This window comes from Streptomyces sp. SID13031 (assembly GCF_010548305.1).
Lineage (GTDB): Bacteria > Actinomycetota > Actinomycetes > Propionibacteriales > Kribbellaceae > Kribbella.
This window is the reverse complement of record NZ_JAAGLV010000028.1, coordinates 58,568-79,552: the sequence shown is the minus strand read 5'-3', so window position 1 is coordinate 79,552 and position 20,985 is coordinate 58,568. Positions and strand designations below refer to the sequence as shown.

At 66.4% G+C, this 20,985-nt stretch carries 20 protein-coding genes and 2 tRNA genes; 7 read left to right on the top strand and 15 right to left on the bottom strand.

Annotation, left to right across the window (positions count from 1 at the left end; all coding sequences use genetic code 11):
* Positions 1–265 precede the first annotated feature (265 nt).
* The 3 genes from G3I17_RS37040 to G3I17_RS37030 form a co-directional block, all read right to left on the bottom strand.
* Positions 266–1,009, bottom strand: coding sequence for a hypothetical protein (locus tag G3I17_RS37040; RefSeq protein ID WP_164603652.1), 744 nt, complete (start codon positions 1,007–1,009; stop codon positions 266–268).
* Positions 1,010–1,218: 209 nt separating this feature from the next.
* Positions 1,219–1,641 (bottom strand): hypothetical protein, encoded by a 423-nt coding sequence (locus tag G3I17_RS37035; protein WP_164603650.1) that lies wholly within the window; start codon positions 1,639–1,641, stop codon positions 1,219–1,221.
* Positions 1,642–2,760: 1,119 nt separating this feature from the next.
* Positions 2,761–2,834: transfer RNA gene (locus tag G3I17_RS37030), tRNA-Ile, on the bottom strand.
* A 471-nt stretch (positions 2,835–3,305) separates the two neighbouring features.
* Between G3I17_RS37030 and G3I17_RS37025 the strand changes: the two genes are divergently transcribed.
* Positions 3,306–3,452: a hypothetical protein gene (locus G3I17_RS37025; RefSeq protein WP_164603490.1), complete on the top strand. Its 147-nt coding sequence runs from the start codon at positions 3,306–3,308 to the stop codon at positions 3,450–3,452.
* A 119-nt stretch (positions 3,453–3,571) separates the two neighbouring features.
* Here the strand turns inward: G3I17_RS37025 and G3I17_RS37020 are convergent.
* The 4 genes from G3I17_RS37020 to dnaG all read right to left on the bottom strand — a co-directional run bounded on the left by G3I17_RS37020 (position 3,572) and on the right by dnaG (position 7,347).
* Positions 3,572–3,644: transfer RNA gene (locus G3I17_RS37020), tRNA-Asn, on the bottom strand.
* 93 nt (positions 3,645–3,737) lie between these two features.
* Positions 3,738–4,280, bottom strand: coding sequence for a hypothetical protein (locus G3I17_RS37015; RefSeq protein WP_164603648.1), 543 nt, complete (start codon positions 4,278–4,280; stop codon positions 3,738–3,740).
* A 187-nt stretch (positions 4,281–4,467) separates the two neighbouring features.
* On the bottom strand, positions 4,468–5,352 hold the full coding sequence (locus G3I17_RS37010) for a sigma-70 family RNA polymerase sigma factor (protein ID WP_164603646.1): 885 nt from the start codon (positions 5,350–5,352) through the stop codon (positions 4,468–4,470).
* A gap of 84 nt (positions 5,353–5,436) precedes the next feature.
* Positions 5,437–7,347, bottom strand: coding sequence for a DNA primase (gene dnaG / locus G3I17_RS37005; protein WP_164603644.1), 1,911 nt, complete (start codon positions 7,345–7,347; stop codon positions 5,437–5,439).
* 158 nt (positions 7,348–7,505) lie between these two features.
* On the opposite strand from dnaG, the gene G3I17_RS37000 reads away from it, so the two are divergent.
* Positions 7,506–8,219 (top strand): tetratricopeptide repeat protein, encoded by a 714-nt coding sequence (locus G3I17_RS37000; RefSeq protein WP_164603642.1) that lies wholly within the window; start codon positions 7,506–7,508, stop codon positions 8,217–8,219.
* Positions 8,220–8,519: 300 nt separating this feature from the next.
* Here G3I17_RS37000 and G3I17_RS36995 read toward each other — a convergent pair whose 3' ends face one another.
* The 3 genes from G3I17_RS36995 to G3I17_RS36985 form a co-directional block, all read right to left on the bottom strand.
* Positions 8,520–9,761, bottom strand: coding sequence for an FAD-dependent oxidoreductase (locus G3I17_RS36995; RefSeq protein WP_164603640.1), 1,242 nt, complete (start codon positions 9,759–9,761; stop codon positions 8,520–8,522).
* 102 nt (positions 9,762–9,863) lie between these two features.
* Positions 9,864–11,105, bottom strand: a complete 1,242-nt coding sequence (locus G3I17_RS36990) for a deoxyguanosinetriphosphate triphosphohydrolase (protein ID WP_164603638.1) — start codon at positions 11,103–11,105, stop codon at positions 9,864–9,866.
* Between the two features lie 11 nt (positions 11,106–11,116).
* Complete coding sequence (locus tag G3I17_RS36985; RefSeq protein WP_164603636.1) at positions 11,117–11,767, bottom strand: RibD family protein; 651 nt, start codon at positions 11,765–11,767, stop codon at positions 11,117–11,119.
* 86 nt (positions 11,768–11,853) lie between these two features.
* On the opposite strand from G3I17_RS36985, the gene G3I17_RS36980 reads away from it, so the two are divergent.
* Together G3I17_RS36980 and G3I17_RS36975 are read left to right on the top strand one after the other, a co-directional pair.
* Entirely contained in the window at positions 11,854–12,411 is a 558-nt protein-coding gene (locus tag G3I17_RS36980) for a winged helix-turn-helix domain-containing protein (protein WP_164603634.1), read from the top strand.
* The gene (locus G3I17_RS36975; RefSeq protein ID WP_164603631.1) at positions 12,408–13,685 is read left to right on the top strand and encodes an MFS transporter; all 1,278 of its coding nucleotides are present in this window, start codon (positions 12,408–12,410) and stop codon (positions 13,683–13,685) included. Before G3I17_RS36980 ends, G3I17_RS36975 begins: the two co-directional genes overlap by 4 nt.
* On the opposite strand, the gene G3I17_RS36970 is transcribed toward G3I17_RS36975, so the two are convergent.
* Complete coding sequence (locus G3I17_RS36970; protein WP_203591275.1) at positions 13,625–13,780, bottom strand: hypothetical protein; 156 nt, start codon at positions 13,778–13,780, stop codon at positions 13,625–13,627. The genes G3I17_RS36975 and G3I17_RS36970 overlap by 61 nt on opposite strands.
* An 18-nt stretch (positions 13,781–13,798) precedes the next feature.
* On the opposite strand from G3I17_RS36970, the gene G3I17_RS36965 reads away from it, so the two are divergent.
* Positions 13,799–14,656 (top strand): alpha/beta hydrolase, encoded by an 858-nt coding sequence (locus G3I17_RS36965; RefSeq protein WP_164603629.1) that lies wholly within the window; start codon positions 13,799–13,801, stop codon positions 14,654–14,656.
* On the opposite strand, the gene G3I17_RS36960 is transcribed toward G3I17_RS36965, so the two are convergent.
* On the bottom strand, positions 14,621–16,147 hold the full coding sequence (locus tag G3I17_RS36960; RefSeq protein ID WP_164603628.1) for a UDP-N-acetylglucosamine 1-carboxyvinyltransferase: 1,527 nt from the start codon (positions 16,145–16,147) through the stop codon (positions 14,621–14,623). The two genes, G3I17_RS36965 and G3I17_RS36960, sit on opposite strands and share 36 nt — an antisense overlap.
* Before the next feature lie 149 nt (positions 16,148–16,296).
* Between G3I17_RS36960 and G3I17_RS36955 the strand changes: the two genes are divergently transcribed.
* A complete protein-coding gene (locus tag G3I17_RS36955; RefSeq protein WP_164603625.1) occupies positions 16,297–17,535 on the top strand; it encodes a hypothetical protein in 1,239 nt (412 codons plus the stop codon).
* A 39-nt stretch (positions 17,536–17,574) separates the two neighbouring features.
* Here the strand turns inward: G3I17_RS36955 and G3I17_RS36950 are convergent, their stop codons facing one another.
* Positions 17,575–17,847 (bottom strand): muconolactone Delta-isomerase family protein, encoded by a 273-nt coding sequence (locus G3I17_RS36950; protein WP_164603623.1) that lies wholly within the window; start codon positions 17,845–17,847, stop codon positions 17,575–17,577.
* A gap of 365 nt (positions 17,848–18,212) precedes the next feature.
* Positions 18,213–18,848: a TetR/AcrR family transcriptional regulator gene (locus G3I17_RS36945; protein ID WP_164603621.1), complete on the bottom strand. Its 636-nt coding sequence runs from the start codon at positions 18,846–18,848 to the stop codon at positions 18,213–18,215.
* Positions 18,849–18,969: 121 nt separating this feature from the next.
* Here G3I17_RS36945 and G3I17_RS36940 point away from each other — a divergent pair, with 121 nt between their 5' ends.
* Positions 18,970–20,058, top strand: coding sequence for a lipocalin-like domain-containing protein (locus G3I17_RS36940; RefSeq protein ID WP_164603619.1), 1,089 nt, complete (start codon positions 18,970–18,972; stop codon positions 20,056–20,058).
* Here G3I17_RS36940 and G3I17_RS36935 read toward each other — a convergent pair.
* Positions 20,030–20,959: a hypothetical protein gene (locus G3I17_RS36935; protein WP_164603617.1), complete on the bottom strand. Its 930-nt coding sequence runs from the start codon at positions 20,957–20,959 to the stop codon at positions 20,030–20,032. The two genes, G3I17_RS36940 and G3I17_RS36935, sit on opposite strands and share 29 nt — an antisense overlap.
* Positions 20,960–20,985 lie beyond the last annotated feature (26 nt).

Below are 20,985 nucleotides of genomic sequence, written 5' to 3'. Positions count from 1 at the left end.
TCGACGGCAGTGACTACCCCAGCCACACCGCCCAAGAGACCGCGATCGCCGGCTACGTCCGCTGGCACAACAAACGCTCCCAGCCCAAACGACGCTTCGCTGTCGACTCCAAAATCCGCCGACCCGATTACCTGCCCAACGTTGCTTGACGAGGCACTAGCTTGCAGGGGCGGTCGAGAGCACAGATAACGCAGGGACCGATCTCTGCGACACGGATCCACAGTGGAATCTGAAGGAATCCAAATCAGCCTAGGCAGCCATCAATCTAGTACACCCAATCCGGCGGCGGCATTTCGGGGAAACTGCGCTGCTGAGCAGCGATGACATGACCGAAGCTCAGCTGAAGCTCTGGCACAATGAGGGTGCCGTATGGATCGGTGCTCATTTCACTGATTAACTGTTCCGCGATAGCTCGGAGACAGACTGCGTCCCCTGGAGTATCGGCCATTCGAATCAACGGGAGGAGCTTCGGCAGAGCCGTTCCCAGATCCCACTCGGGACCGTATGGAGCTCCCGTGTCCCGAGTCAATGAGAGAGACCGTGACTCGAGCAGTTCGGGATCGACGTGTAGCGGGCGAAGCATGCCGTCCTCTTCGACGAGCGGATCGTAGGCTACAACGCTCGCACGGAAGAGACGCTTCGAACTCGCGCAAATCTCCCCGACCGGCCGACTGAGGTCGACATCGACAAGGTGCGCGAGGTGCGTCTCAAGGGCGACACTCGAAGTACGAACCCGCGGCACGATGACACTTTCTTCCGGGAGGATAATGATCTCGCTGACGAGGGCTGCTCGCCGCGATGTGTCCCATTCACTCGGTTCGAAGAACTGCAGGGGTTTGAGTACCTCTACAAGCATCGTATTTAGCCTGGTAGCACCGGAGACAATTATTCCGGCGTGCTCAACAACGTTTGCCACTCGTCGCTGTTCTTTGTTGCGGGCTGTTTTGGCTGCAGCTACCGCCCAGCCCGCGACGTGAGCGAGAACCGGCCAGGACAGTCCAATAATCATGAGTTATCTTCCTTTCTCGGCCGGTCTGCCGGGTGTGGAGTCCCAGCCCGTTGAGTGCCCGCGACAGCTCGGTCGTGATGGCACCCAACTTTGCACGTTGCCCCGATCACCATCCTTAGCTCACGACCTGACGGAGTCCACGACTTCGCGGATGACCTCATCGCGCGCAACTCGACGCGGAGACCTTGCTCCGCGCAGCCCCACCAGACCTAGCTGAAGTCCGTCGGGCCGCTGAACTGATTCGGGGAAAGAATGCCTATCGCCGTGGCTGTATAGGAAAACCTATACAGCCAGCCGTCAATGTCGCTCACCGCAAGCTTCACATAGAGCCTTATCCGCTCGTCGAGCTCCGCAACGGCCTCCGCTTTCCAGCCGCAACTGTCAACCGCGGCGCCCGCGTTTACCGCGTTGCCTTTGTTGAACCATGCCGCGAGGGCGGCCATTGGAGCAACGTCATCGACCTGACGCCAGACCGGCCCAATGTTGACGTAGAAATCATCGCTTTCAAAGGATCCACCCGTCCCTTTGAAGTTCGCATGCGCTGTCCCTGACATCACCACTAGGTGGCGCCCACCACCAATCTCGGTAGTTAACCTGTGACCGTTAGTAACCGTCCTGACTGTGATTCCCATGCCACTGCTCCCCGATCCTTAAAACTAGCCCGGACCAACTCGCCACCTAATTCCCGGACCATAGGTGAAATAGATCAAACATATGAAACGCGAAGGTGGCCGCTAACACAGACCGACCTAATTGGCAACCTACTCCCGAACCGCCCTGCAGTCGAGGCCAGCCCGTACCACAGTCAAGTACGACAGAACTGGAGTGGTGTGACGCGCCCGAATAGCGCCATGTCGATGGGATGGCTCGGTTCCTGAGTCGCATTGCGCGGCTCCCGCCGCGAGTCTGGGTCCTCGTCCCATGCAGCGAGGATGAGCTTTGCGATCTCGTCCGGAATGGGTGGCTGTGGGTTCGGTATGGGTAGGCCTGGCTTGTCGGCCTGCTCGGCCGGGTTCACCGAGATCCATTTCCAAACGACTGCTCGATCCAATGCGCCACTCAGGTTCCAGTGGATCTGTCGAATCGTCGACGGGCTCAAACCCTCGCACTTGTGGGGCTTGCACATCCGTCGGCAGCGACCGCAGTCCTGGGGATTGTTGCGCGGGCAACGGTCCCTTCGTGCTCGTCGCACTGGTGCGGCCTGTCGGTCCGATGCTCGATGAACTTGCGTCTACGGCAATGAGCGCGACATGTTCGGAGCATCGAGTAGAAGGAATCCAGCATCTCGATATCGAGGCGGGTCAGCTGCTGAGAGCCGAGGAGCGACTTGATGTGGTTCTCGTACTTCGACTTGTAGCCGCGCAGGGTCTGGGTGTCGACGTCGATGACCTCGAAGTACTTGGCGATCAGTTTGGTCGATCGATGCGCTGGTCTTCGGGTTGCGCTTCTCGTCGGCCGGGTTCAGCAATGTTGTGCGTGCCTGCTCGGCAGGCCTGGCCTGCTTTGGGCCGGCGGAGATCACCTCAGTCAGATCGAGCCGACGCTTCGAGATGGGGTCGATGCCCGCATAGACACGAACCCGAAGGGCCTCTGACGGAAGTTCGTCGATCTGTCCACGTTGGCGCTTTCGCCCTGCCAGCCTGCCATGACGTCGACCCATAGGAGCACTCGCGTCACGAGGCGAGTCACGGCCGCCACGGAGTCAGCGTTGATTCTGCCGAAAATAGCCTCTGACCTGGGGTTTCTTACTGTGGGGCGGGTGGGACTCGAACCCACGACCCAGGGATTATGAGTCCCTTGCTCTAACCAGCTGAGCTACCGCCCCGTTGCGTCCGGCTTGGGTGCCGGTGTGCTCGGAGATGGTATCGGGTTGCCGGGCGGCGACGCGCGGGGATTGCCGGAGTTGTGGGGATCGTCGGCGGGGTGGCCGGGACTGGAACAGAGGTGGGCTTCGCGAGTCAGGTCTCCCCCGCGCTTGCAGGTGGCGGGCAGCGGGCTCGGCGGGAGGTGGGCTTCACGCTCTCGCTGCCCTGCGGGTTGAGGCGCCTGCGTTCGACGGATGGTGGGCGGTGCCGGGGTGTCACCGCGATGTAGGAGCGGCGAGGAGGGTGGTGGGAGCGGGCAGAGCTCGGGCGACGGAGGAGGTCGCGGCGGAGGAGGTCGCGGCGGAGGAGGTCGCGGCGGAGGGGGCGTGGGGTATTTGGGTGGAAGCCAGGGGTGGGTCAGGGGGATGACTGAGGGGGTTTGGTTGGGGGGGTGGGGGATGATGGGGGCTAGTCCGATGAAGGGAAGTTCGATGGGCTGGTTCATTTTCTTGGTGCTCGTGGTGGGTGCCGTGGCGGCGTACAAGTTCCGGGTGCCGTTGATCGCGAAGCTGACCGGGCAACCTCAGCACCGGATTCAGCGGGCGATCGAGAAGCGCAAGGAGAACAAGAGGCGCTGACTTAGCGCCTCCGGCGCTCGTCTGCAGAGTTCGTCTGCAGCGGGCGGCAGGTTGGGGAGTTGCAGGCCCCGGAGATGCGGAAGGCCGGTTCCTGATGAGGAACCGGCCTTTGTTTCTTGCTCCCGCGACTGGACTCGAACCAGTAACCTGCCGGTTAACAGCCGGCTGCTCTGCCAATTGAGCTACGCGGGATCGAAGTACTTCTTCATCCTCGATCCCGAGGACTTGAGTAGGTTAGCAGGACTGGGACCAACTACAAAAATGGGATTTGGGATCGCTTCCAGCTCAGATTCCGAACTCGTCCCGGACCGCCGCCAGGGCTGCCTCGGCGCGCTCGACGAGGCCGGGGTCGGTGGGCTCCAATCCCTTGTCCAGAACGAAGTTCCAGCTGGTCTGGGCGTCCGGTTCCGCCGGGTTGCGGCGGCCGACGACGCGGACGCCTTTCTTGCCGGCCAGGGCGACGTGGCGCTGGACGAGGACGCTGGCGTCGATGCGCTCGCGCAGCAGCTGGCCGAAGCGGCCCGGGTCTTCGACCTTCAGCTCGGTGGCGCGCAGGGGGGTACCGAAAGCGGTGGTCTCGTAGACGCGCAGGACCGACTCCTCGGAGTCCCAGCCGGCTCGCTCGATCTTCTCCCAGCCGACCCGGCGAACCGCGCCCTCGGTCTCCGTCGGCAGGTAGACCGCCGCTCGGCTACCGGCCACCCAGTTGCCGTCGATCAGCTGAACCGCGGCCAGGATGTCCTCCTTGCCGCCCGGAGAATGCCTGGAGGCGACGGCGACCGCCTCAGTCAGCTCGCGCGGCCATGACGTACGACGAAGTCTCAGCACACCTCCATGCTCTCAGCTCGCCCCAACTACCAGACCGCGCAGTCCAGCACTCAGACCACGCAGCCCCCAACCAAGACAGTCACAGCAGTCACAGCAGTCACAGCAGTCACAGCAGTCACAGCAGTCACAGCAGTCACAGCAGTCACAGCAGTCACAGCAGTCACAGCAATCACGACAGTCACGGCGATCAGGCGGCATACTCCCGCAATCCGATCGCGCAGCGGCGGCGGAGCACGCGCAGGGCCTCCGACTCCAGGGCACGGACCTCGTCAGGAGAGATCCGCAGCGCAGCGGCCGTCTCGTCGACGGAGGCGGCGCATGGCCCGATGAGGCCGAAGCGGAGCCCGACCACCGCGCGCTGCACATCGTCCAGAAACTCCAGTTGGTACTGCAGATCACGCCGAAGCGCCGCCCGCAGCACGATCGAGTCATCGTCGACGTACTGATCGGTCTCCTCCAGATCGAGTGACTCAGGCCGGATCTTCCAAGCACGGGCGCGCTCAACCCGAGCAACCGTCAGGCAGGCGTCAGCAGCCACCTCAGCGGTCGTCGGCTCGCGACCAAGCCGTTGGGTGAGCTCGCGCTGCACCGCGGTCACCCGCCCGGCGTCGGTATACGCCTGAGCAGGCATCCGAACCAGCCTCGAACGGTCCGAGATGGCCCGCCCGATCGCCTGCCGGATCCACCAGATCGCGTACGTCGAGAAGCGGTTGCCGAGCTGGTGGTCGAATCGCTCGACCGCTCGCATCAGCCCGAGGTTCCCCTCCTGGATGAGGTCGAGCAACGACATGCCCTTGCCCGTGTACCGCTTGGCGAGTGACACCACGAGCCGCAGGTTGCCCTCGATCATCCGCCGGCGCGACTCCTCCCCCAGCCCGGCAACAGCCTGCAGCTCGGCCCGGAGCTCACCCGGGGGCTCGAGTGCAACGCGCTCGGCGGCCAGCAGGCCGGCCTCTATCCAGGTGGCGTGAGCGATGACCTCCTCGGTGGTCAGTAGTTCGTGGCGGCCGATTTCGCGGAGGTACGCGATCAAGGCGTGCAGGTCGGCCGGGTCGCAGTCCAGATCAGCCATGGCAGTCTCCCTCTGTCACTAGGAATACTGCCGCGATCACACCTGGTGACCGACTTGTAATTCAGAAGCTGTGGATAACAGCCCTCAGATCGCCCCGCTGATCGCCTGTTCGCGGAGTTCGGCGCGGTAGCGCTCCAGCGCGATCAGCTCGCCGAACATCCGGTTGTAGTCGTCGGCCCGGTCGATCGGGTTCGTCCGCTGCAGCTTCGACTTCAGGTCGGCGATCCGGCGCAGGCAGGTGAGCTCCTGCAGCCGGGCCAGGTGCGCCCGCGCATAGATCTCGTCAGGATCGCGATCGAGCCGCACAGGGTCGACGGCGAGCGCGCTGACCACAGCCGCCGCCGGGTCGATCCCCATCGCCTCCCGAACCGCTACCACCCATGCCTCGCCCGGCGCCGCGCGTACAGGCCCGCCGATCTTCTCCATCGCACCCCGCACGGCTGCGAGCCAAGGATGCGTGAAGTCGTGATCGTCCAGCTCGTCGAACGCGACCCCCATCAGATGCGGGTACTGCATCGCGATCTTCAGCACATCCCACTCGATCACGAACCGCTGATCCCGCGGCGACGGCAGATCGACCCGAGGCGGCGGCGCGACAGGAGCCTCGCTCGTCCCCCGCACAGGTCCACGGTCAACCACAGCAGTCGGAGCCGGAGCAGGCCGAGAAGCAGCACGATGTACTTCGGTACGCACCTGGTCCACCTCCATCCCCAGATGCCCGGCCAGCTCGCGCGTGAACGCGTCGACCTTCGACCGGTCCCGGATGCTCACCACGAGCCGGGCCGCGTCGCGCAGCGCGTCGATCCGGGTGTCCGCCCGGTCGAGGTCGTACTTCGACAACACGTTGGACAGTACGAACCGGTACAGCGGAACCCGCCGCCCGATCAGCTCCCGCACCGCCGCGTCGCCCTTCTGCAGCCGCAGATCGCATGGGTCGAGCCCGTCCGGCTCCACCGCCACATAGGTCTGCGACGCGAACGCCTGGTCGCCCTCGAAGGCCTTCAGCGCGGCCCGCTGGCCGGCGCTGTCCCCGTCGAAGGTGAAGATCACCTCACCGCGGAACTGGTCGTGATCCAGCAGCAACTGCCGGAGCAGCCGCGAGTGGTCCTCACCGAACGACGTGCCACAAGTAGCGACAGCAGTCTGTACTCCGGCGAGGTGGCAGGCCATCACGTCGGTGTACCCCTCGACGACGACGGCCTGCTTGCCCTTGGCGATCTCCCGACGCGCCAGGTCCACGCCGTACAGGACCTTCGACTTCTTGTAGATCGCGGTCTCACCCGTGTTGAGGTACTTCGCCTCGATCTTGTCGTCGTCGAAGAGCCGCCGCGCGCCGAACCCGATGACATCGCCGCCGGCGTCGCGGATCGGCCACATCAGCCGGCCGCGGAAGCGGTCGTAGAGTCCGCGCTGGCCGTCCGAGCACAACCCGGAGGCGAGCAGCTCGGTGTTGGTGAAGCCGCGACCGCGCAGATGCGCCACCAGCGACTCGCCACCGCGCGGCGCGAAGCCGACGCCGAACACCACCGCGGCATCGCGATCGAAGCCGCGCTTGTCGAGGAACTGCCGCCCGAGCATCGCCTCCGGCGCACCGAAGAGCTGCTCGGAGTAGTACTCCGCGGCGACCTTGTGCGCCTCGACGAGCCGCGGCCGCTGGTTACTCTGCGACCGCTGGATCGGCGCGCCCGAGTCGTCGTACCGCAGCTGGATGCCGACCTTGGCGGCGAGCGTCTCGACCGCCTCGTGGAAGGTGATCTGATCGACCTTCTGGATGAAGTCGATCACGTCGCCGCCCTCTTGGCAGCCGAAGCAGTAGAAGAAGCCACGGGCCGGGGTGACGTTGAACGACGGCGACTTCTCGTCGTGGAACGGGCACAGTCCCTTGAGCGAACCGCCACCCGCGTTCTTCAGGGTCACGTACGAGCCGACGATCTCGTCGATCCGAGCACGCTCGCGCACCAGCGCGATGTCCTCTTCCTTGATCCTGCCGGCCACGCGGTGAGTCTACGGTCCAGCCGAAGGCCGGCACACAACGGATCCACAACGGCCGTCCAACGGACCGATCAGCTGTTGGCTCACCGACGTGAACAAGCATGTCGCCCCCAGCTAAAAAGCAGTTCGCACTACACGCCCGGCTTGCGATACTCGCCTGCATGAGCTCACCCCAGCCTCCCGACCCGGAGGAGCTGCGCCGAACAGAGGCGGCATTGCGTGGCGCGGCCGAGGGTGGCGACCCGCGGGCGATGAGCTGGTTGGGTGCGCTCCTGGCGCAGCTTGGCGATCTCGATGGCGGGGAGGCCTGGCTCCGCAGAGCGATCGACTCCGGCGAGCCTGCGGCTCAGATCAACCTCGGACACCTGTTCGAGCTGCGAGGCGACCTGCCGGCGGCAACAGCGGCGTACCGCCTCGCCTCCGAAGATGGCAACGCCACCGCAGCCAATGCGCTCGGCAAGGTGCTCTTCGAACAGGGCGAAGAACTGCAAGCGGCCGCAGCTTGGCACTGGGCTGCCGACCTGGGCGATGCCAATGCCATGAACTCCTTGGCCGGCATCTTCCGTGGACGAGGCAATTCGCCAAAGGCCGAAGAGTGGGAACGCCGGGCGGCCGACCTCGGGCACCCGAGCGCCATGTACGGCGTCGGGTACGTCCACTACGAGCGCGACGAGGAAGAGGCCGCCGAGGAGGGGTGGACCAAAGCAGCTGCCGCCGGCGAGATTCCGGCGATGAACGCCCTCGGGGTGCTCTACCAGTCCCAAGGTGAGTTGGAGCAAGCCGAGGCGATGTTCACGCAAGCAGCCGCAGCCGGCCACGCCATCGCCGCTACCAACCTCAGAGATCTCCGGGCATCAGGAGGTAAGGAAAGGTGAGGAGGAGACTGCGGGCGTTGCAGGCTGATGGGCGTAGGTGCACTTGGATCGCGACGATCTGTTGTGTGCCCGGGGAGCGCGACTGCTATCGGGGCATTCGGTTGCGCGTTTGGTGTGCTGGGAAGAACAGTCAGGCGCTGCAGGTGGACCTGCTCCTGAGCGAGAGCGAGCATGCCGCTGCCTTCGAGTTGCCGGGTTTTTGATAACCGACCGGCTTCAGAGTCTCGAGGCTGCGGATCCGGGTGTGCGGGTGTTGGCGGGTGGGACCCCGGGGTAGAGGCTGTCCGGGGTCCCGGGAGGCTAGATGTCTGCGAGTTCCACGGAGGTGTCCGCGAGGCGAGCGGGGTCGACTGGCTTCTTTGAGCGGATCAGGGCCTTGACCGCGTCGATTGTGTCCCAGCTGTTGACCTGCGTGCCGGCCAGGACCTGGTTGTTGTCGGCTAGCCAGAAGGCTAGGTAGGCGCCTGAGGCTGGGTCGCCGCGGAGGACTACCTGGTACGACGTACCGCGGGGCACGTCGCCCGTGTACTCCATGCCCAGGTCGTACTGGTCGCTGAAGAAGTACGGGAGGGCGTCCTGCGACACCTCCTGGCCGAGCATCGCCTTGGCGGCTGCCTTGCCGCTGTCCATTGCGTTCTGCCAGTGCTCGACGCGGATCGAGTAGCCGAGCAGCGGGTGGTCCCAGCGGACCACGTCGCCGGCGGCGTACACGCCCGGTACGGACGTCTGCAGGTCGGGGCCGGTGAGGATGCCTGAGCCGTCCTCGCGGCTCGCCACCTTGATGCCGGCGGCCTCGGCGAGCTCCGTGTTGGGCTGGACGCCGACGCCCACGACCACCAGGTCCGCGGGCAGTACCTCGCCGCTGGACAGCTTGACGCCGGTGACCTTGTCGTCGCCCTCGAAGCCCTCAACACCGGTGTCGAAACGCAGCTCGACACCGTGGCTGCGGTGCAGCTCGGCGTACAGGTCGCCGATCTGTTGACCCAGCACCGAGGCGAGCGCCGTCTGCTGCGGCTCGACCACGGTGACCTCGCAGCCACGCTCACGCGCGGTCGCGGCGGCCTCCAGGCCGATCCACCCGGCGCCGACGACGACCACCCGCGGCTTCGCGGCGTACGCGTCGGCCAGCGCCTTCGACTCCGCCGCAGTACGGAGGTAGTGCACACCGGCGAGCTCAGCACCCGGTACGTCGAGCTTGCGTACCCGGCTGCCGGTGGCGATCAGCAGCTTGTCGTAACCGACCTCGGCACCGTCGGCCAAGGTGACCGTGCGCGCAGTGGTGTCGATGGCGGTCGCCGCGACGCCCAGACGCAACTCGATGTTGCGCTCGTCGTACCAAGCCTGGTCGTGCAACTGGGCGACCTCGGGCTGGTCCTTGCCGAGCAGGACGGTCTTGGACAGCGGCGGGCGTTCGTAGGGCAGCTCGGTCTCGTCGCCGATCAGCACGATCGTCCCCGTCCAGCCCTCCTTGCGCAAGGTGTCCGCAACCCTGGCGCCGGCCAGGCTCGCTCCGATGATGACAATGCGTTCCGAGTCGGTCATGGCTTGACATTAATCGTTCAAGCTTCTTGGCGTCAGGGCCGTGCCGCGGTGGTATGCGACCGGTGACGGGCATCGATCACGTATCTACCCGGCTCGGCGGACTCAGCTCGACCGGCGGACCAGCCGGGTATGCCAGGCGAGGGCCGACGGGTCGGTCAGCGAGGCGACCTGGTCGATGATCACGCGCAGGCGGGCGTCGTCGTCGGCCGCCTCGGTGAAGTCCGCGGCGAAGGCGATGTCCAGATCTCTCGGCGCGGAGGCCAACAGCGCCTCGACCAGCTCGGTGAGAAGCTCGCGCTGACTCGCGCGGCGGGCCTGGCGCTCCGGCGAGTTCAGCACGTGGAACATCCCGATGCTCTTCAGCAGCGCGATCTCGGTGCGGATGCTCTCGGGCACCACCAGGTCGGCCTCGTAGCGGATCAGCCGCGACCTGCCGAACCGCGCATGCGTCGCCTGCTCCGCCGCGGTGACCAGCCGGCCGATCAGCTGGCTGGTCAGATCCTTCAGCCCGCCGAGCGCCCGGCGACTGTCATCGAAGGACACCCGAGGCCAGTACGGCAGCCCGGTCAGCCGGGCCCAGCTCTCGTCCAGCTCCGTATCGGTTGCCTCAGGCAAGTAGATCCGCCGGACCGTCTCCCAGTACGGAGCCCGCTCGGCGTCCACCTGGCCGAGGTCGATGTGGTGCGCGACGATCCCGTCCTCGACGTCGTGCACCGAGTACGCGACGTCGTCGGCGAAGTCCATCACCTGCGCCTCGAGACAGCGCCGGCCGCCCGCGTCGACGCCCTGCCGCAACCAGTCGAAGACCGCCGCGTCATCGTCGTACGCGCCGAACTTGCGCTCCCCCGGCTGCCGCAGCCACGGGTACTTCGTCGCCGCGTCGAGAGTCGCGCGACTGAGGTTCAGCCCGACGCTGCGGCCGGCCGCGTCGAACGTCTTCGACTCGAGCCGGGTCAGCAACCGCAGCGTCTGCGCGTTCCCCTCGAAGCCGCCGATCTTCTCCGCGAGCTGATCCAGCGCGCGCTCCCCGTTGTGCCCGTACGGCGGATGGCCGAGGTCGTGCGCCAAGCACGCCGCATCGACGATGTCCGGATCGCAGCCGAGTGTGCTGGCCAGTTCGCGCCCGATCTGCGCGACCTCCAGGCTGTGCGTCAGCCTGTTGCGGACGAAGTCATCACTGCCCGCCGTCGCGACCTGGGTCTTGGCTGCGAGCCGTCGAAGCGCCGCACTGTGCAGCACGCGCGCACGATCGCGTGCGAAGGCAGTACGCCCGGGCCGTTTGACCGGCTCAGCGACCCAGCGCTCCGCATCGTGCTCGTCATACCACTCGTGCTGCTTTCTCATTACCCCTCACACTAACGACCGCCACCGACAGTTTCGCCAACTTCCAGGGAACTGTCGGCCACGCAGTACCGGAGCCAGGTGACGCCTGGGAGGAAGGTCTCCACGTTCGCCAAGGAGAGGTCGAGATGGGCGCTGAAGGAGTCGTGCCAGCGGGGCGCGTCGCCGACCAGGACCGGGTGGACGAGGAGGCTGAGCTCATCGACCAGGCCTTGGTCGATCAGGGCTCCGAGCAATCCTCCACCGCTGTCGACGCGGACGAGTTTGGCGCCTCGCCGGCCGAGAAGGTCCAGAGTCTCGGCCAGGTCGACGTGGTCGTAGCCGGTGACGAGCTCCGGGATGGTGCTGTCGGGTGAGCGCGCGGGCGTCAGCTCGGAGTACAGGGCCAGGATGCCCGACCAGTACCCGAGGTCGCGGAGCGCTTCGAGGGTGTGGATGCGATGACGGCTGTCGACGACCGCGAGGAGTGGACCCGCGCCGCGCGGGCCGGAACGGATCGCCGCCCGGATCGAGCTCTCCTGCGCGAGCAGGGTGTCGGCGCCGATGAGCGTGACGTCCTCCTGCCAGAGCGTCGCCATCGCGTAGAAACGCGCTTGATCCGCCTCGAAGCCGGTCGTCGCACCGTCGATCGAGACTGCCAGTTGAGCCACCACATGAGGCCGCATACCCACCAACCTAGAGAGCCCCGCCGACAGAAATATTTCCAGAGGAGTCTTTGCAGAGACTCCTCTGCAAGATACCCTCGACCGCTATGGACACCCCGATGCGCCGGATCGACGCCCGCAGCCTGCGCGGCCTCGCGCACCCACTGCGGATGCGGATCCTCGAAGCCCTGGAGCTCGACGGCCCGCTCACCTCGACCGGACTGTCGGCGCGGCTGGGCGAGAGTACGGGCACGATCAGCTGGCATCTGCGGCTGCTCGCCGAGCACGGCTACATCGAGGAGGAGGCCGACCGCGGCACCAAACGCGAGCGCTGGTGGCGGGTGCCGCGCGGCGCGACGGTGCTCAACCCGGCCGACTTCCGCGACGACCCCGAGACGAGCGGCGCGCTGAAGGTGTACCTGGAAGATCTGGTCGAGCGGTACTACAACCGCGTCCGCCGGTACGTCGCCGAGAACTGGTCAGGCGAATGGCAACACGCGGCCGCCCTCTCCGACTGGCGCGATTTGAAGCTGACCCCGGAGAAGCTGGTGGCACTCAACGAGGAGCTGCAGGCGACCATCGAGCGCTACACGGGCGACTCCGACGAGGAAGGCGCGATGCCCGTCATCGTGCAACTGCAGTCGTTCCCGCGGCGACCCGCATGAGCCTGCTGCTCCGGCATCGCGACTTCCGGTGGTTCTGGGCCGGCGAGACGATCAGCCGGTTCGGCAGCTCGGTGTCCACCGTCGCGCTACCGCTGATCGCCGTATCGGTGCTTCAGGCAACGACTTTCCAGGTCGGCCTCCTGAGCGCGGCAGCCTGGCTCCCCTGGTTGCTGATCGGCCTTCCGGTCGGCGCCTGGGTCGATCGCTGGCCGCGCCGGCCGATCATGCGACTCGCCTCGGCGATCTCGCTGATCCTCTTCGCGAGCATCCCGCTGGCGGCCCACGCCGGGCTCCTGACGATCGAGTTCCTGCTCGCCGTCGCAGTACTGACCGGAGCCGCTGCCGTCTTCTTCCAGACCGCCTACACCGCCTACCTGCCGAACCTCCTGGCGTCGCAGGACCAGGCCGAGGGCAACGCCAAACTCCACGGCAGCGCCTCGGCCGCACAGATCGCCGGCGTCGGCTGCGGCGGCCTGATCGTTCAGGCGGCCGGAGCAGTCAACGGTATGTACGTCGACGCCTCGACCTTCCTGATCGCCCTGCTCTGCCTGACCGCGATCCGGTACCGCGAACCGCGCCGGCCCGACGTCGAGCACATCCCACTCGGCACCGAGGTACTCGCCGGCCTCCGTCTGGTGGCCGGTGACGTTTGGCTCCGGACGCTGACGATCTTCGGCGCCGTCTCCAATCTCGGCCTGATGGGCTACCAGTCGATCATCGTGGTCTTCCTGGTCCGCGAGCTCGGCGTCTCCCCCGGTATGGTCGGCGCCTTGATCGCCATCGCGAGCAGCGGCGGTGTGGTCGGCGCCTTCCTCGGCCGCCGCGTGGCCAACGCCGTCGGTACTGCGCGCGCAACACTCCTGTTCGAGCTCGTCCTGCCGACCCTGGCGCTGCTGATCCCCTTGACCACCAAGGGCGCAGGCCTGGCGCTCTACACGATCGGCGCTTTCTGCATCGGCGTCGGCGTGGTCGCCGGCAACACGATCAAGGCGACCTTCCACCAGTCCTACTGCCCACCCGAGCTCCGCGGCCGCCTCGCCGCCAGTACGTCGTTCCTCAACTACGGCACGATCCCCCTCGGCGCCCTGCTCGGCGGCACGCTGGGCGAAGTACTAGGACTCCGTACCGCGCTATGGATCACCACAGCCGGCATCCCACTAGCAGGCCTGGTACTCCTCTGCTCGCCAATCAGGCGCTCCCGCGATCTCCCGGATCACCAGGGCAGCGCAGTACCGGCTGTTGCCGCCGACTCGAGCCGGGCGCGGATCGACTGACGCGCCCGGGTGTAGATCGCCCCATCGCCGGCGCGGAGCAGGGACGCCAGGTTCGCCGAGTCGTAGTAGGCGTTCAGCTCGAAGGCGAGTTGCACCGGATCAAGGAGCGATCCGTGATCGTCGAGATTGTGCGGGCGAGCTTGAAGGTGCTGCCGGCGGCAGTGGCGGGGCGGGTGGCGTTCGAGTTGTGGCGGCGGCCGTTGGCCCGCGGGACGGTGCGGGCAGTCGAGCGCAGCGTCCACGAGGCGGCGCGGGTCGAGGTGGTCGACGGGGTTGTCACCTACGCGTGGGGTGACGGCGAGCGGCCGGTGTTGCTGGTTCATGGGTGGCGGTCGCGGGCTTCGCGGTACTACGCGTTTGCCGAGCGGCTGCTCGAGCTCGGGTACAGCCCGGTCTCGTACGACGCACCCGGGCACGGCGATACCGCGTTGCCGGCGGGGACGATCCTCGATCATCAACGGATCATCCAGGGGCTGGAGCAACGCCATGGCGCGTTCGAAGGCGTGATCGCGCATTCGCTCGGCGTCCCGTTCGCGTTGTACGCGCTCCGCGAAGGGGTCGCGGCCAGGCGGGTGGTGACGATCAGCGGGCCGGCGAACTTCGGGTATCTGGTCGATGCGTTCTGCCGGGAGCTGGAGCTGGGCCCCAAGGTCAACGGCACGTTGAGGAAGGCGATCGAGCGCGGGTTGTTCGACGGTGACGAGACGATCTGGACGAGGTACTCCGTGTCAGCCGGTGAGGTCGAACTGCTGGCGATTCACAACGACGAGGATGACGTCGTGGATCCCGCCCAGGCGCCGAAGCTGCTGGCGCAGTACGGGCCGAAGGCACACTTCTTGCAGACCAACGGCCTCGGTCATCGCCGGATCATGATCGATCCTGAGGTGATCACCGAGGCCGTGGCCTACGTTCAGGACCAGCACACCATTCAGGACTCAGATGTCGCGGAACGTCTCGATCTGGGCGCCTAGCGAGTTGAGCCGGGTGGCCAGCTCCTCGTAGCCGCGGTTGATCACGTAGACCGAGCGCAGGACCGAGGTGCCCTTGGCCGCCATCATCGCGATCAGCGTGACGACCGCGGGACGCAGCGCCGGCGGGCACATGATCTCGGCGCCGGAGAAGTGCGTCGGGCCCTCGACCATCACCCGGTGCGGGTCGAGCAGCTTGACCCGGCCGCCGAGCTTGTTCAGGTCGGTCAGGTAGATCGCGCGGTTCTCGTAGACCCAGTCGTGGATCAGCGTCTGGCCGGTCGCCGTCGCCGCGATCACCGCGAAGAAGGGCAGATTGTCGATGTTCAGGCCCGGGAACGGCATCGGGTGGATCTTGTCGATCGGCGCGTGCAGCGTGGACGGCCGGGTGGTCAGGTCGACCAGCCGGGTCCGGCCGTTCTCGGCCAGGTACTCGTCGGTGCGGCTGTAGTCGAGGCCCATCTCCTCCAGCAGCGCCAGCTCGATCTCCAGGAACTCGATCGGCGCCCGGCGGATGGTGATCTCCGAGCTCGTCACGATCGCCGCGGTGAGCAGGCTCATCGCCTCGATCGGGTCCTCGGACGGCGCGTAGTCGACGTCGACGTCGATATCCGGGGTGCCGTGCACGGTCAGCGTGGTCGAGCCGACGCCGTCGATCTTCACGCCGAGCAGGTCCAGGTAGAAGCAGAGATCCTGCACCATGTAGTTCGACGAGGCATTGCGGATCACGGTGACGCCGTCGTACCGGGCGGCGGCCATGATCGCGTTCTCGGTCACCGTGTCGCCGCGCTCGGTCAGTACGATCGGCTTGCCCGGCGTGATCGCCCGGTTGACCAGCGCGTGGTACTCCCCCGCGGTCGCCTTGATCTCCAGCCCGAACGGACGCAGCGCCGACATGTGCGGCTCGACGGTCCGGGTACCGAGGTCGCAGCCACCGGCGTACGGCAGCGCGAAGGTGTCCTCGCGGTGCAGCAGCGGGCCGAGGAACATGATGATGCTGCGGGTCCGGCGGGCCGCCTCGGCGTCCATCGAGGCCAGATCGAGGTGCTCCGGCGGGACGATCTCCAGGTCACCGGCGTCGTTCAGCCAGGTGGTCTTCACGCCGATCGAGTTCAGTACTTCGAGCAGCCGGTTGACCTCTTCGATCCGCGCGACCTTGCGCAGCGTCGTCCGGCCCTTGTTCAGCAAACTGGCGCACAGCAGCGCGACACCGGCGTTCTTGGAGGACTTCACGTCGATGGATCCGGACAGTTGGCGTCCACCCACGACACGGAGGTGGACCGGACCGCCACCGAGAGAGACAATCTCAGAATCGAGTGCTTCGCCGATCCGGGCGAGCATCTCGAGAGTGAGGTTCTGATGACCCTTTTCGATCCGGTTCACCGCACTTTGACTGGTGCCCAGCACGTCGGCGAGCTGGGTCTGCGTCCAGCCGCGGTGCTTACGGGCATCCCGGATGAGATTGCCGATCCGGCTCAGGTAGTCATCAGTCATGCGCCGGACCTTATCTCACATGTGAGATACCTCTGCACCGACCCACCGCTTCCACAGTAGCCAACGTCACGACGCACCGGCCGCCAACCCCCGGTGCATCCCCCGCGTCATAGTCTTAGCCATTCCGACCGCCCGGAGAGGAACCATCGATGCCCGACGACGTCAACACCGCCGCAGGTGTGACCGAGTTCGAGGCGGAATCCTGGCCGCTGGAAGCGGCTGCCGAAGGCCTGCACCAGGTCATCGACGGCTTCCAGAACGGCGATACCCGGCCGCTGGTGATCGGCGACGGCGACCAGCCCGTGCTGGTCGTGCTGTCGATCGCCGACCTCGCCGACTTCCGCGCCCGGATCGCCGAACTGCTGGGCAACCCGGTCGATGCCGGCTGGTTGCGCTACTACCTGCGATCCACCTTCGACATGAGCTCCGAGACCCTCGTCGAGCAGCTCGGGGTGGACGCCGACCACGGCCTTTCCTCGCTGGCGAGCCAGGTGAACGTCGAGCAGGCCGCGGTACTGCTGCCCGACCATCTGCGCCGGACCGAGGCCGGTGGCAACCCGCTGATGCTGATCGGCGACGGGATGCTCGCGACCGCCGCGCTGATCGCCTTCCCCGCCTTCTCCGTCCTGCTCGCGATGGAGAGCGAGGGCAAGACCGACGACGACTCCTGCGCCCACGACGAGGAGGAGAAGCCGACCACGCCGCTGGAGGTGCTGGCCGAGCGGCTCGGACCGATCTCCACCCAGCTCGTCGCGCAGCTCAACGCCGGCCGCCAGCCGGGCCTGCCGAAGTTCGACCTGCACTTCGAGGACGACCTGGTCGATCACCTGCGCGACCTGGAGCACCGCGCGCAGGCGGCTCCTGGCGGCGGCGCGTTCGACGAGCTGAGCGATCTGCTGCACTCGTTCGACCAGATGCGCAGCGGTGAGCTCGTGGACGAGGAAGAAGAGGACGAGGAAGACGACGGCTCCGAGGCGCCGTACATCGAGGTGACGGACCTGCCGGCCGCGTTCCCCGAGGTCCGGGATGCATTCCGCTCCGGCGTGGACGATCCCTACCTGATCGGTATCGGCGGCAGCCCGCTGGCCGGGCTGATCTCCTTCGACCTCTACGAGATGCTGCAGAAGGTGTCGGTCGAGATGGACGGCACCGACGAAGCACCGGTACTACCGCTGCCCGCGCCGCGTTGGGAGAACGGGCCGGAGCTGCTGCCGTTCGAGGCGGCGGTCGCGGTCTGCCCGGCCGTGATCGAGGACATCTCCAACGGCGACGCCTCGATGCTGTTCGTCGCCGACGACGACACGGGCGAGCCCGAGATGGTGCTCGCCCCGCTCGTCTGGTTGTGGGCCTACGTCGACTACCTGGAGCTGGAGCCGACCGAGGTCTGAGGACCCGTACTACGTCCCGTCGGCGTCGGGCCGGCGGGCTCAGGTCGCTGGGATGGTTCGCTTCCACTCCTGCAGCGTGACGATCTCGTAGACGTCTGCCGTGGTGTAGGGATCCTTGGCGATGATCTCGCGGACCTCCGCCTCGTCGGCGACGTCGTAGATCAGCAAGGCGCCGGACTGGTCTGCGAACGGACCCGCCTCGTGCAGTTTGCCGGCGGCGTACAGCTCCGCCAGGTACTCGCGATGGGCCGGCCGGACCTCCATCCGGCGGTCCGGATCGGTGAACTTCAGCTGGAGCGCGAAAAGGGCCATGACCTCAACCTTATCCAGGGAGGCCACAGCCCGCTCGCGTTCTCACGTTGGTGCGGGAAGGGAGTCACGAGCCGCCACAGCGGCTGGTTCAGGTCGGACCCTAAAGTCGACGGTGATCGCCCTTCCCGCTCGGTCATTTTGACCACCACAGCAGCCGGATGCAAGAGGTTGGTTAAGTCGATTTACAGCGGTCAGTCGAGCCCGGTGACACTCCGTGATCGCCCTGCCAACGGGGTTGGTGAGAGCGCTTACACAGTCGTACGGTCGGTCACGGCAGGGCGAAGTCAAGGCCCGGTGACCTGAATATATGAATTGAGCAGATCGAGGTGTTCGGCGGTCGTTACCGGTGGGGTGAGGGCCGAAAGCTAGCCGGCAAGACCTCTGACGATCACGTCGGCCACTGTCTCCGCGTGTCTGCGGATGTCCTCCTCGCCGTGCTCCGCGGTACCGCCGAGCAGTTGGGTCTCCACCGGGCTGGCGTAGCGGGCGCCTCCGCCGATGACCACGAGGTAGTGGAGGGTCTCGTAGGGGACCCGCCGGATCCGGCCCGCCGCGACCAGGCGGTCGATCCGCTGCTCGACCAGCGGGCGCAGCGGGGTGATGAAATGGTCGACGACGTAGCGGATCCGTGGGCTGTCGGTCGCGCCTTCGTGGCTCATGATCCGAAGTACCTCCGGATGCGCCGCCGAGAAAATCAACTGGGAGACGACCGCCTGTCGCAGCGCCTCGAGGTCGTCGAGCCCGGGGTCGTCGGCGAGCCGCCGCCAGGATTCGCTCATCGCGGCGAGGGCATGGTCCATCGCCGCGAACCAGAGCCCCTCCTTGGAGTTGAACCGTGCAGTGAGCAACGCATGGCTGACGCCGAGCCGCCGGCTCAATTCGCGGACGGACGTCCCGTCGTACCCCTTCTCCGCGAACGCCTCGAGAGCTCCCTGCAGCAGCTGGCCGACGTCGAGTTCCTCACCTGCGCGCGGGCGGCCACGCCCTCGTGTCTGCACCATCACACCGTTCCTTCCACGACCTCGCTTGCCGAAACCGGGCGGTCGGCGCATGCTGGAGATAAATAGACGGCTGGTAATTAAACCTACACCCCTGGCAAGAGACCCCTCAAGGAGACGGACCATGGCACGCGAGCACACCACCCCCGCCAGGATGGGCAACACCCCCGAGGACTACGCCCGGTTCGGGATCGAGCCCGGCGCGATCAAGCCGCACGAGGACGGGCTACGCACCGACGGCGGTCCGGGCAGCTACGAATGGTGGTACTTCGACGCGCACCTGGACGACGGCGCCAAGCTGGTCGTGGTCTTCTTCACCAAGGAGTTCACCAATATCGGCGGGCCGCTCGCCCCGATGATCCGGATCGACCTCACCCTGCCCGACGGCACCACAGTGGAGAAACTGGCCGAGTTCGACGCCGGGGCCTTCACCGCCGCCACGGAGACCTGCGACGTGCGGATCGGCGAGAACGTCTTCTCCGGCGACCTGCACACGTACACGATTCACGCCAAGGCCGAGGGCGTCGAGGTCGACGTGACGCTGACCGGGACCGTGCCCGCCTGGCGACCCGAGTCCGGGCACTGGCTCTTCGGCGACGAGGGCGAGCAGATCTTCGCCTGGCTTCCGTCCGTACCGGAGGGTCGCGTCGAGGCGACGTACAGCATCGACGGGAAGACCAGCACGACCACGGGCGTGGGGTACCACGACCACAACTGGGGCAACACGCTGATGCTGAAGCTCATGCACCACTGGTACTGGGCTCGCGGCTCGGCCGGACCGTACTCGGTGATCGCCTCCTACATCACCGCGGAGAAGCAGTACGGCTACTCCACCCTGCCCGTCTTCATGCTGGCCCGCGACGGCAAGCTCATCGCCGACGACAAGAACAAGGTGACCTTCGAGCAGCTGGCTCCCTACACCGACACCGAGACCGGCAAGCCGGTCGCCAACCTCACCCGCTACACCTACACCGACGGCGACGAGCGCTATGTCGTCACCTACACGCGCCACTCGGACCTGTCGACAGTGAAGTTCGTCGACGGGCTCAAGGGACCGAAGAAGCTTGCCGCGATGATCTCCGGGTTCGACGGCGCCTATCTGCGCTTCGTCGGCGAAGTACGAATCGAGCGCTACGAGGGCGAGAGCCTGGCCGAGAGCTATGTCGACGACGCCCTGTGGGAGCTCATGTACTTCGGGAAAGCCCGGCCCTGAGCCGTCGACCCGAGCGCCAGAGGGCGGGCAGTAGCAACGGGAGAAAGGCGGTTGCGAGGCCGACGTAAAGGCCTACCAGGAAGAGGGTTCGCTGCTCGCTGTCCTCGGTCAGCGAATTGACCAGCGACCCTCTTCCCTTGATCGCCGAGACGTCTTCCTCGTACCAGAACAGGGTGCCGGCGACGAGTGGTTCCGGGCTGACGTTCTCGGCGCGATTCGTCACCGGGAGTTCGCCGTAGTCGATGCTGAGGGTGAGGCGCTCCGGGACGAGCACCTTCGCGCCGGTCAGCGGGAAGCTCACCTCGCGTCGATCCGCGGCCGGCAGGTAGCTGGTACCGATGGCCGGCAGGCCGAAGTAGATCCGCTTCCCGTCGACGCTCGAGAAGTCCCGCCCGGTGTCGATGCCGATGGTCGTCTGCAACGCGTCCCCGGTGCGGACGAGTTGCCCGCTCACCACGCTGGCTTCCATTGGCAGCTCGGGCGCCGCCGACGTCATCGCCGGATCGAGCCTCGCCACCTGGCACCGGACCTTGCCTGTACTGCGAACCGCGTCGCCCGGGCAGCCGTCCGCGACGGCGCCGTGGGCTGCGTAGACAGCGTTCCCGGTCAGTACAAGGTGATAGCCGACCGCGGACCCGGCAGACGACTTGTCGACCTGGAGCTGGAAGTCCAGGGTGGTGTCCCGCACGGTGACGTCGAGGGTGGCGGCTACACCCGGCTGGTCGAAGTACAGGTAGGCACTGCCTCTGTCGTCGAGCGGCGCGCCGGAGTCGGAAACTGCGGCGTACTCACGGTAGAACCGCACACCGCCGACCACGAGCAACACCAGGATCGCGACGAGCAGCACGCACCAGCTGGTTTCCCGGCCGCGATCGCTGACCAACAGACGCTTCCACCGCACCACGATGTCCCCGTTCAAAGGTGTGA

What these genes read in the sequence shown, in the direction of transcription:
- G3I17_RS36945 (WP_164603621.1), bottom strand. Translation starts at nt 18,848, where the DNA reads ATGGTGCAGACACGAGGGCGTGGCCGCCCGCGCGCAGGTGAGGAACTC.
- G3I17_RS36960 (WP_164603628.1), bottom strand. Translation starts at nt 16,147, where the DNA reads ATGACTGATGACTACCTGAGCCGGATCGGCAATCTCATCCGGGATGCC.
- G3I17_RS37025 (WP_164603490.1), top strand. Translation starts at nt 3,306, where the DNA reads ATGGGCTGGTTCATTTTCTTGGTGCTCGTGGTGGGTGCCGTGGCGGCG.
- G3I17_RS36940 (WP_164603619.1), top strand. Translation starts at nt 18,970, where the DNA reads ATGGCACGCGAGCACACCACCCCCGCCAGGATGGGCAACACCCCCGAG.
- G3I17_RS37040 (WP_164603652.1), bottom strand. Translation starts at nt 1,009, where the DNA reads ATGATTATTGGACTGTCCTGGCCGGTTCTCGCTCACGTCGCGGGCTGG.
- G3I17_RS36990 (WP_164603638.1), bottom strand. Translation starts at nt 11,105, where the DNA reads ATGAGAAAGCAGCACGAGTGGTATGACGAGCACGATGCGGAGCGCTGG.
- G3I17_RS37035 (WP_164603650.1), bottom strand. Translation starts at nt 1,641, where the DNA reads ATGGGAATCACAGTCAGGACGGTTACTAACGGTCACAGGTTAACTACC.
- G3I17_RS36950 (WP_164603623.1), bottom strand. Translation starts at nt 17,847, where the DNA reads ATGGCCCTTTTCGCGCTCCAGCTGAAGTTCACCGATCCGGACCGCCGG.
- G3I17_RS36980 (WP_164603634.1), top strand. Translation starts at nt 11,854, where the DNA reads ATGGACACCCCGATGCGCCGGATCGACGCCCGCAGCCTGCGCGGCCTC.
- G3I17_RS36995 (WP_164603640.1), bottom strand. Translation starts at nt 9,761, where the DNA reads ATGACCGACTCGGAACGCATTGTCATCATCGGAGCGAGCCTGGCCGGC.
- G3I17_RS36955 (WP_164603625.1), top strand. Translation starts at nt 16,297, where the DNA reads ATGCCCGACGACGTCAACACCGCCGCAGGTGTGACCGAGTTCGAGGCG.
- G3I17_RS37000 (WP_164603642.1), top strand. Translation starts at nt 7,506, where the DNA reads ATGAGCTCACCCCAGCCTCCCGACCCGGAGGAGCTGCGCCGAACAGAG.
- G3I17_RS37010 (WP_164603646.1), bottom strand. Translation starts at nt 5,352, where the DNA reads ATGGCTGATCTGGACTGCGACCCGGCCGACCTGCACGCCTTGATCGCG.
- G3I17_RS36985 (WP_164603636.1), bottom strand. Translation starts at nt 11,767, where the DNA reads ATGCGGCCTCATGTGGTGGCTCAACTGGCAGTCTCGATCGACGGTGCG.
- G3I17_RS36975 (WP_164603631.1), top strand. Translation starts at nt 12,408, where the DNA reads ATGAGCCTGCTGCTCCGGCATCGCGACTTCCGGTGGTTCTGGGCCGGC.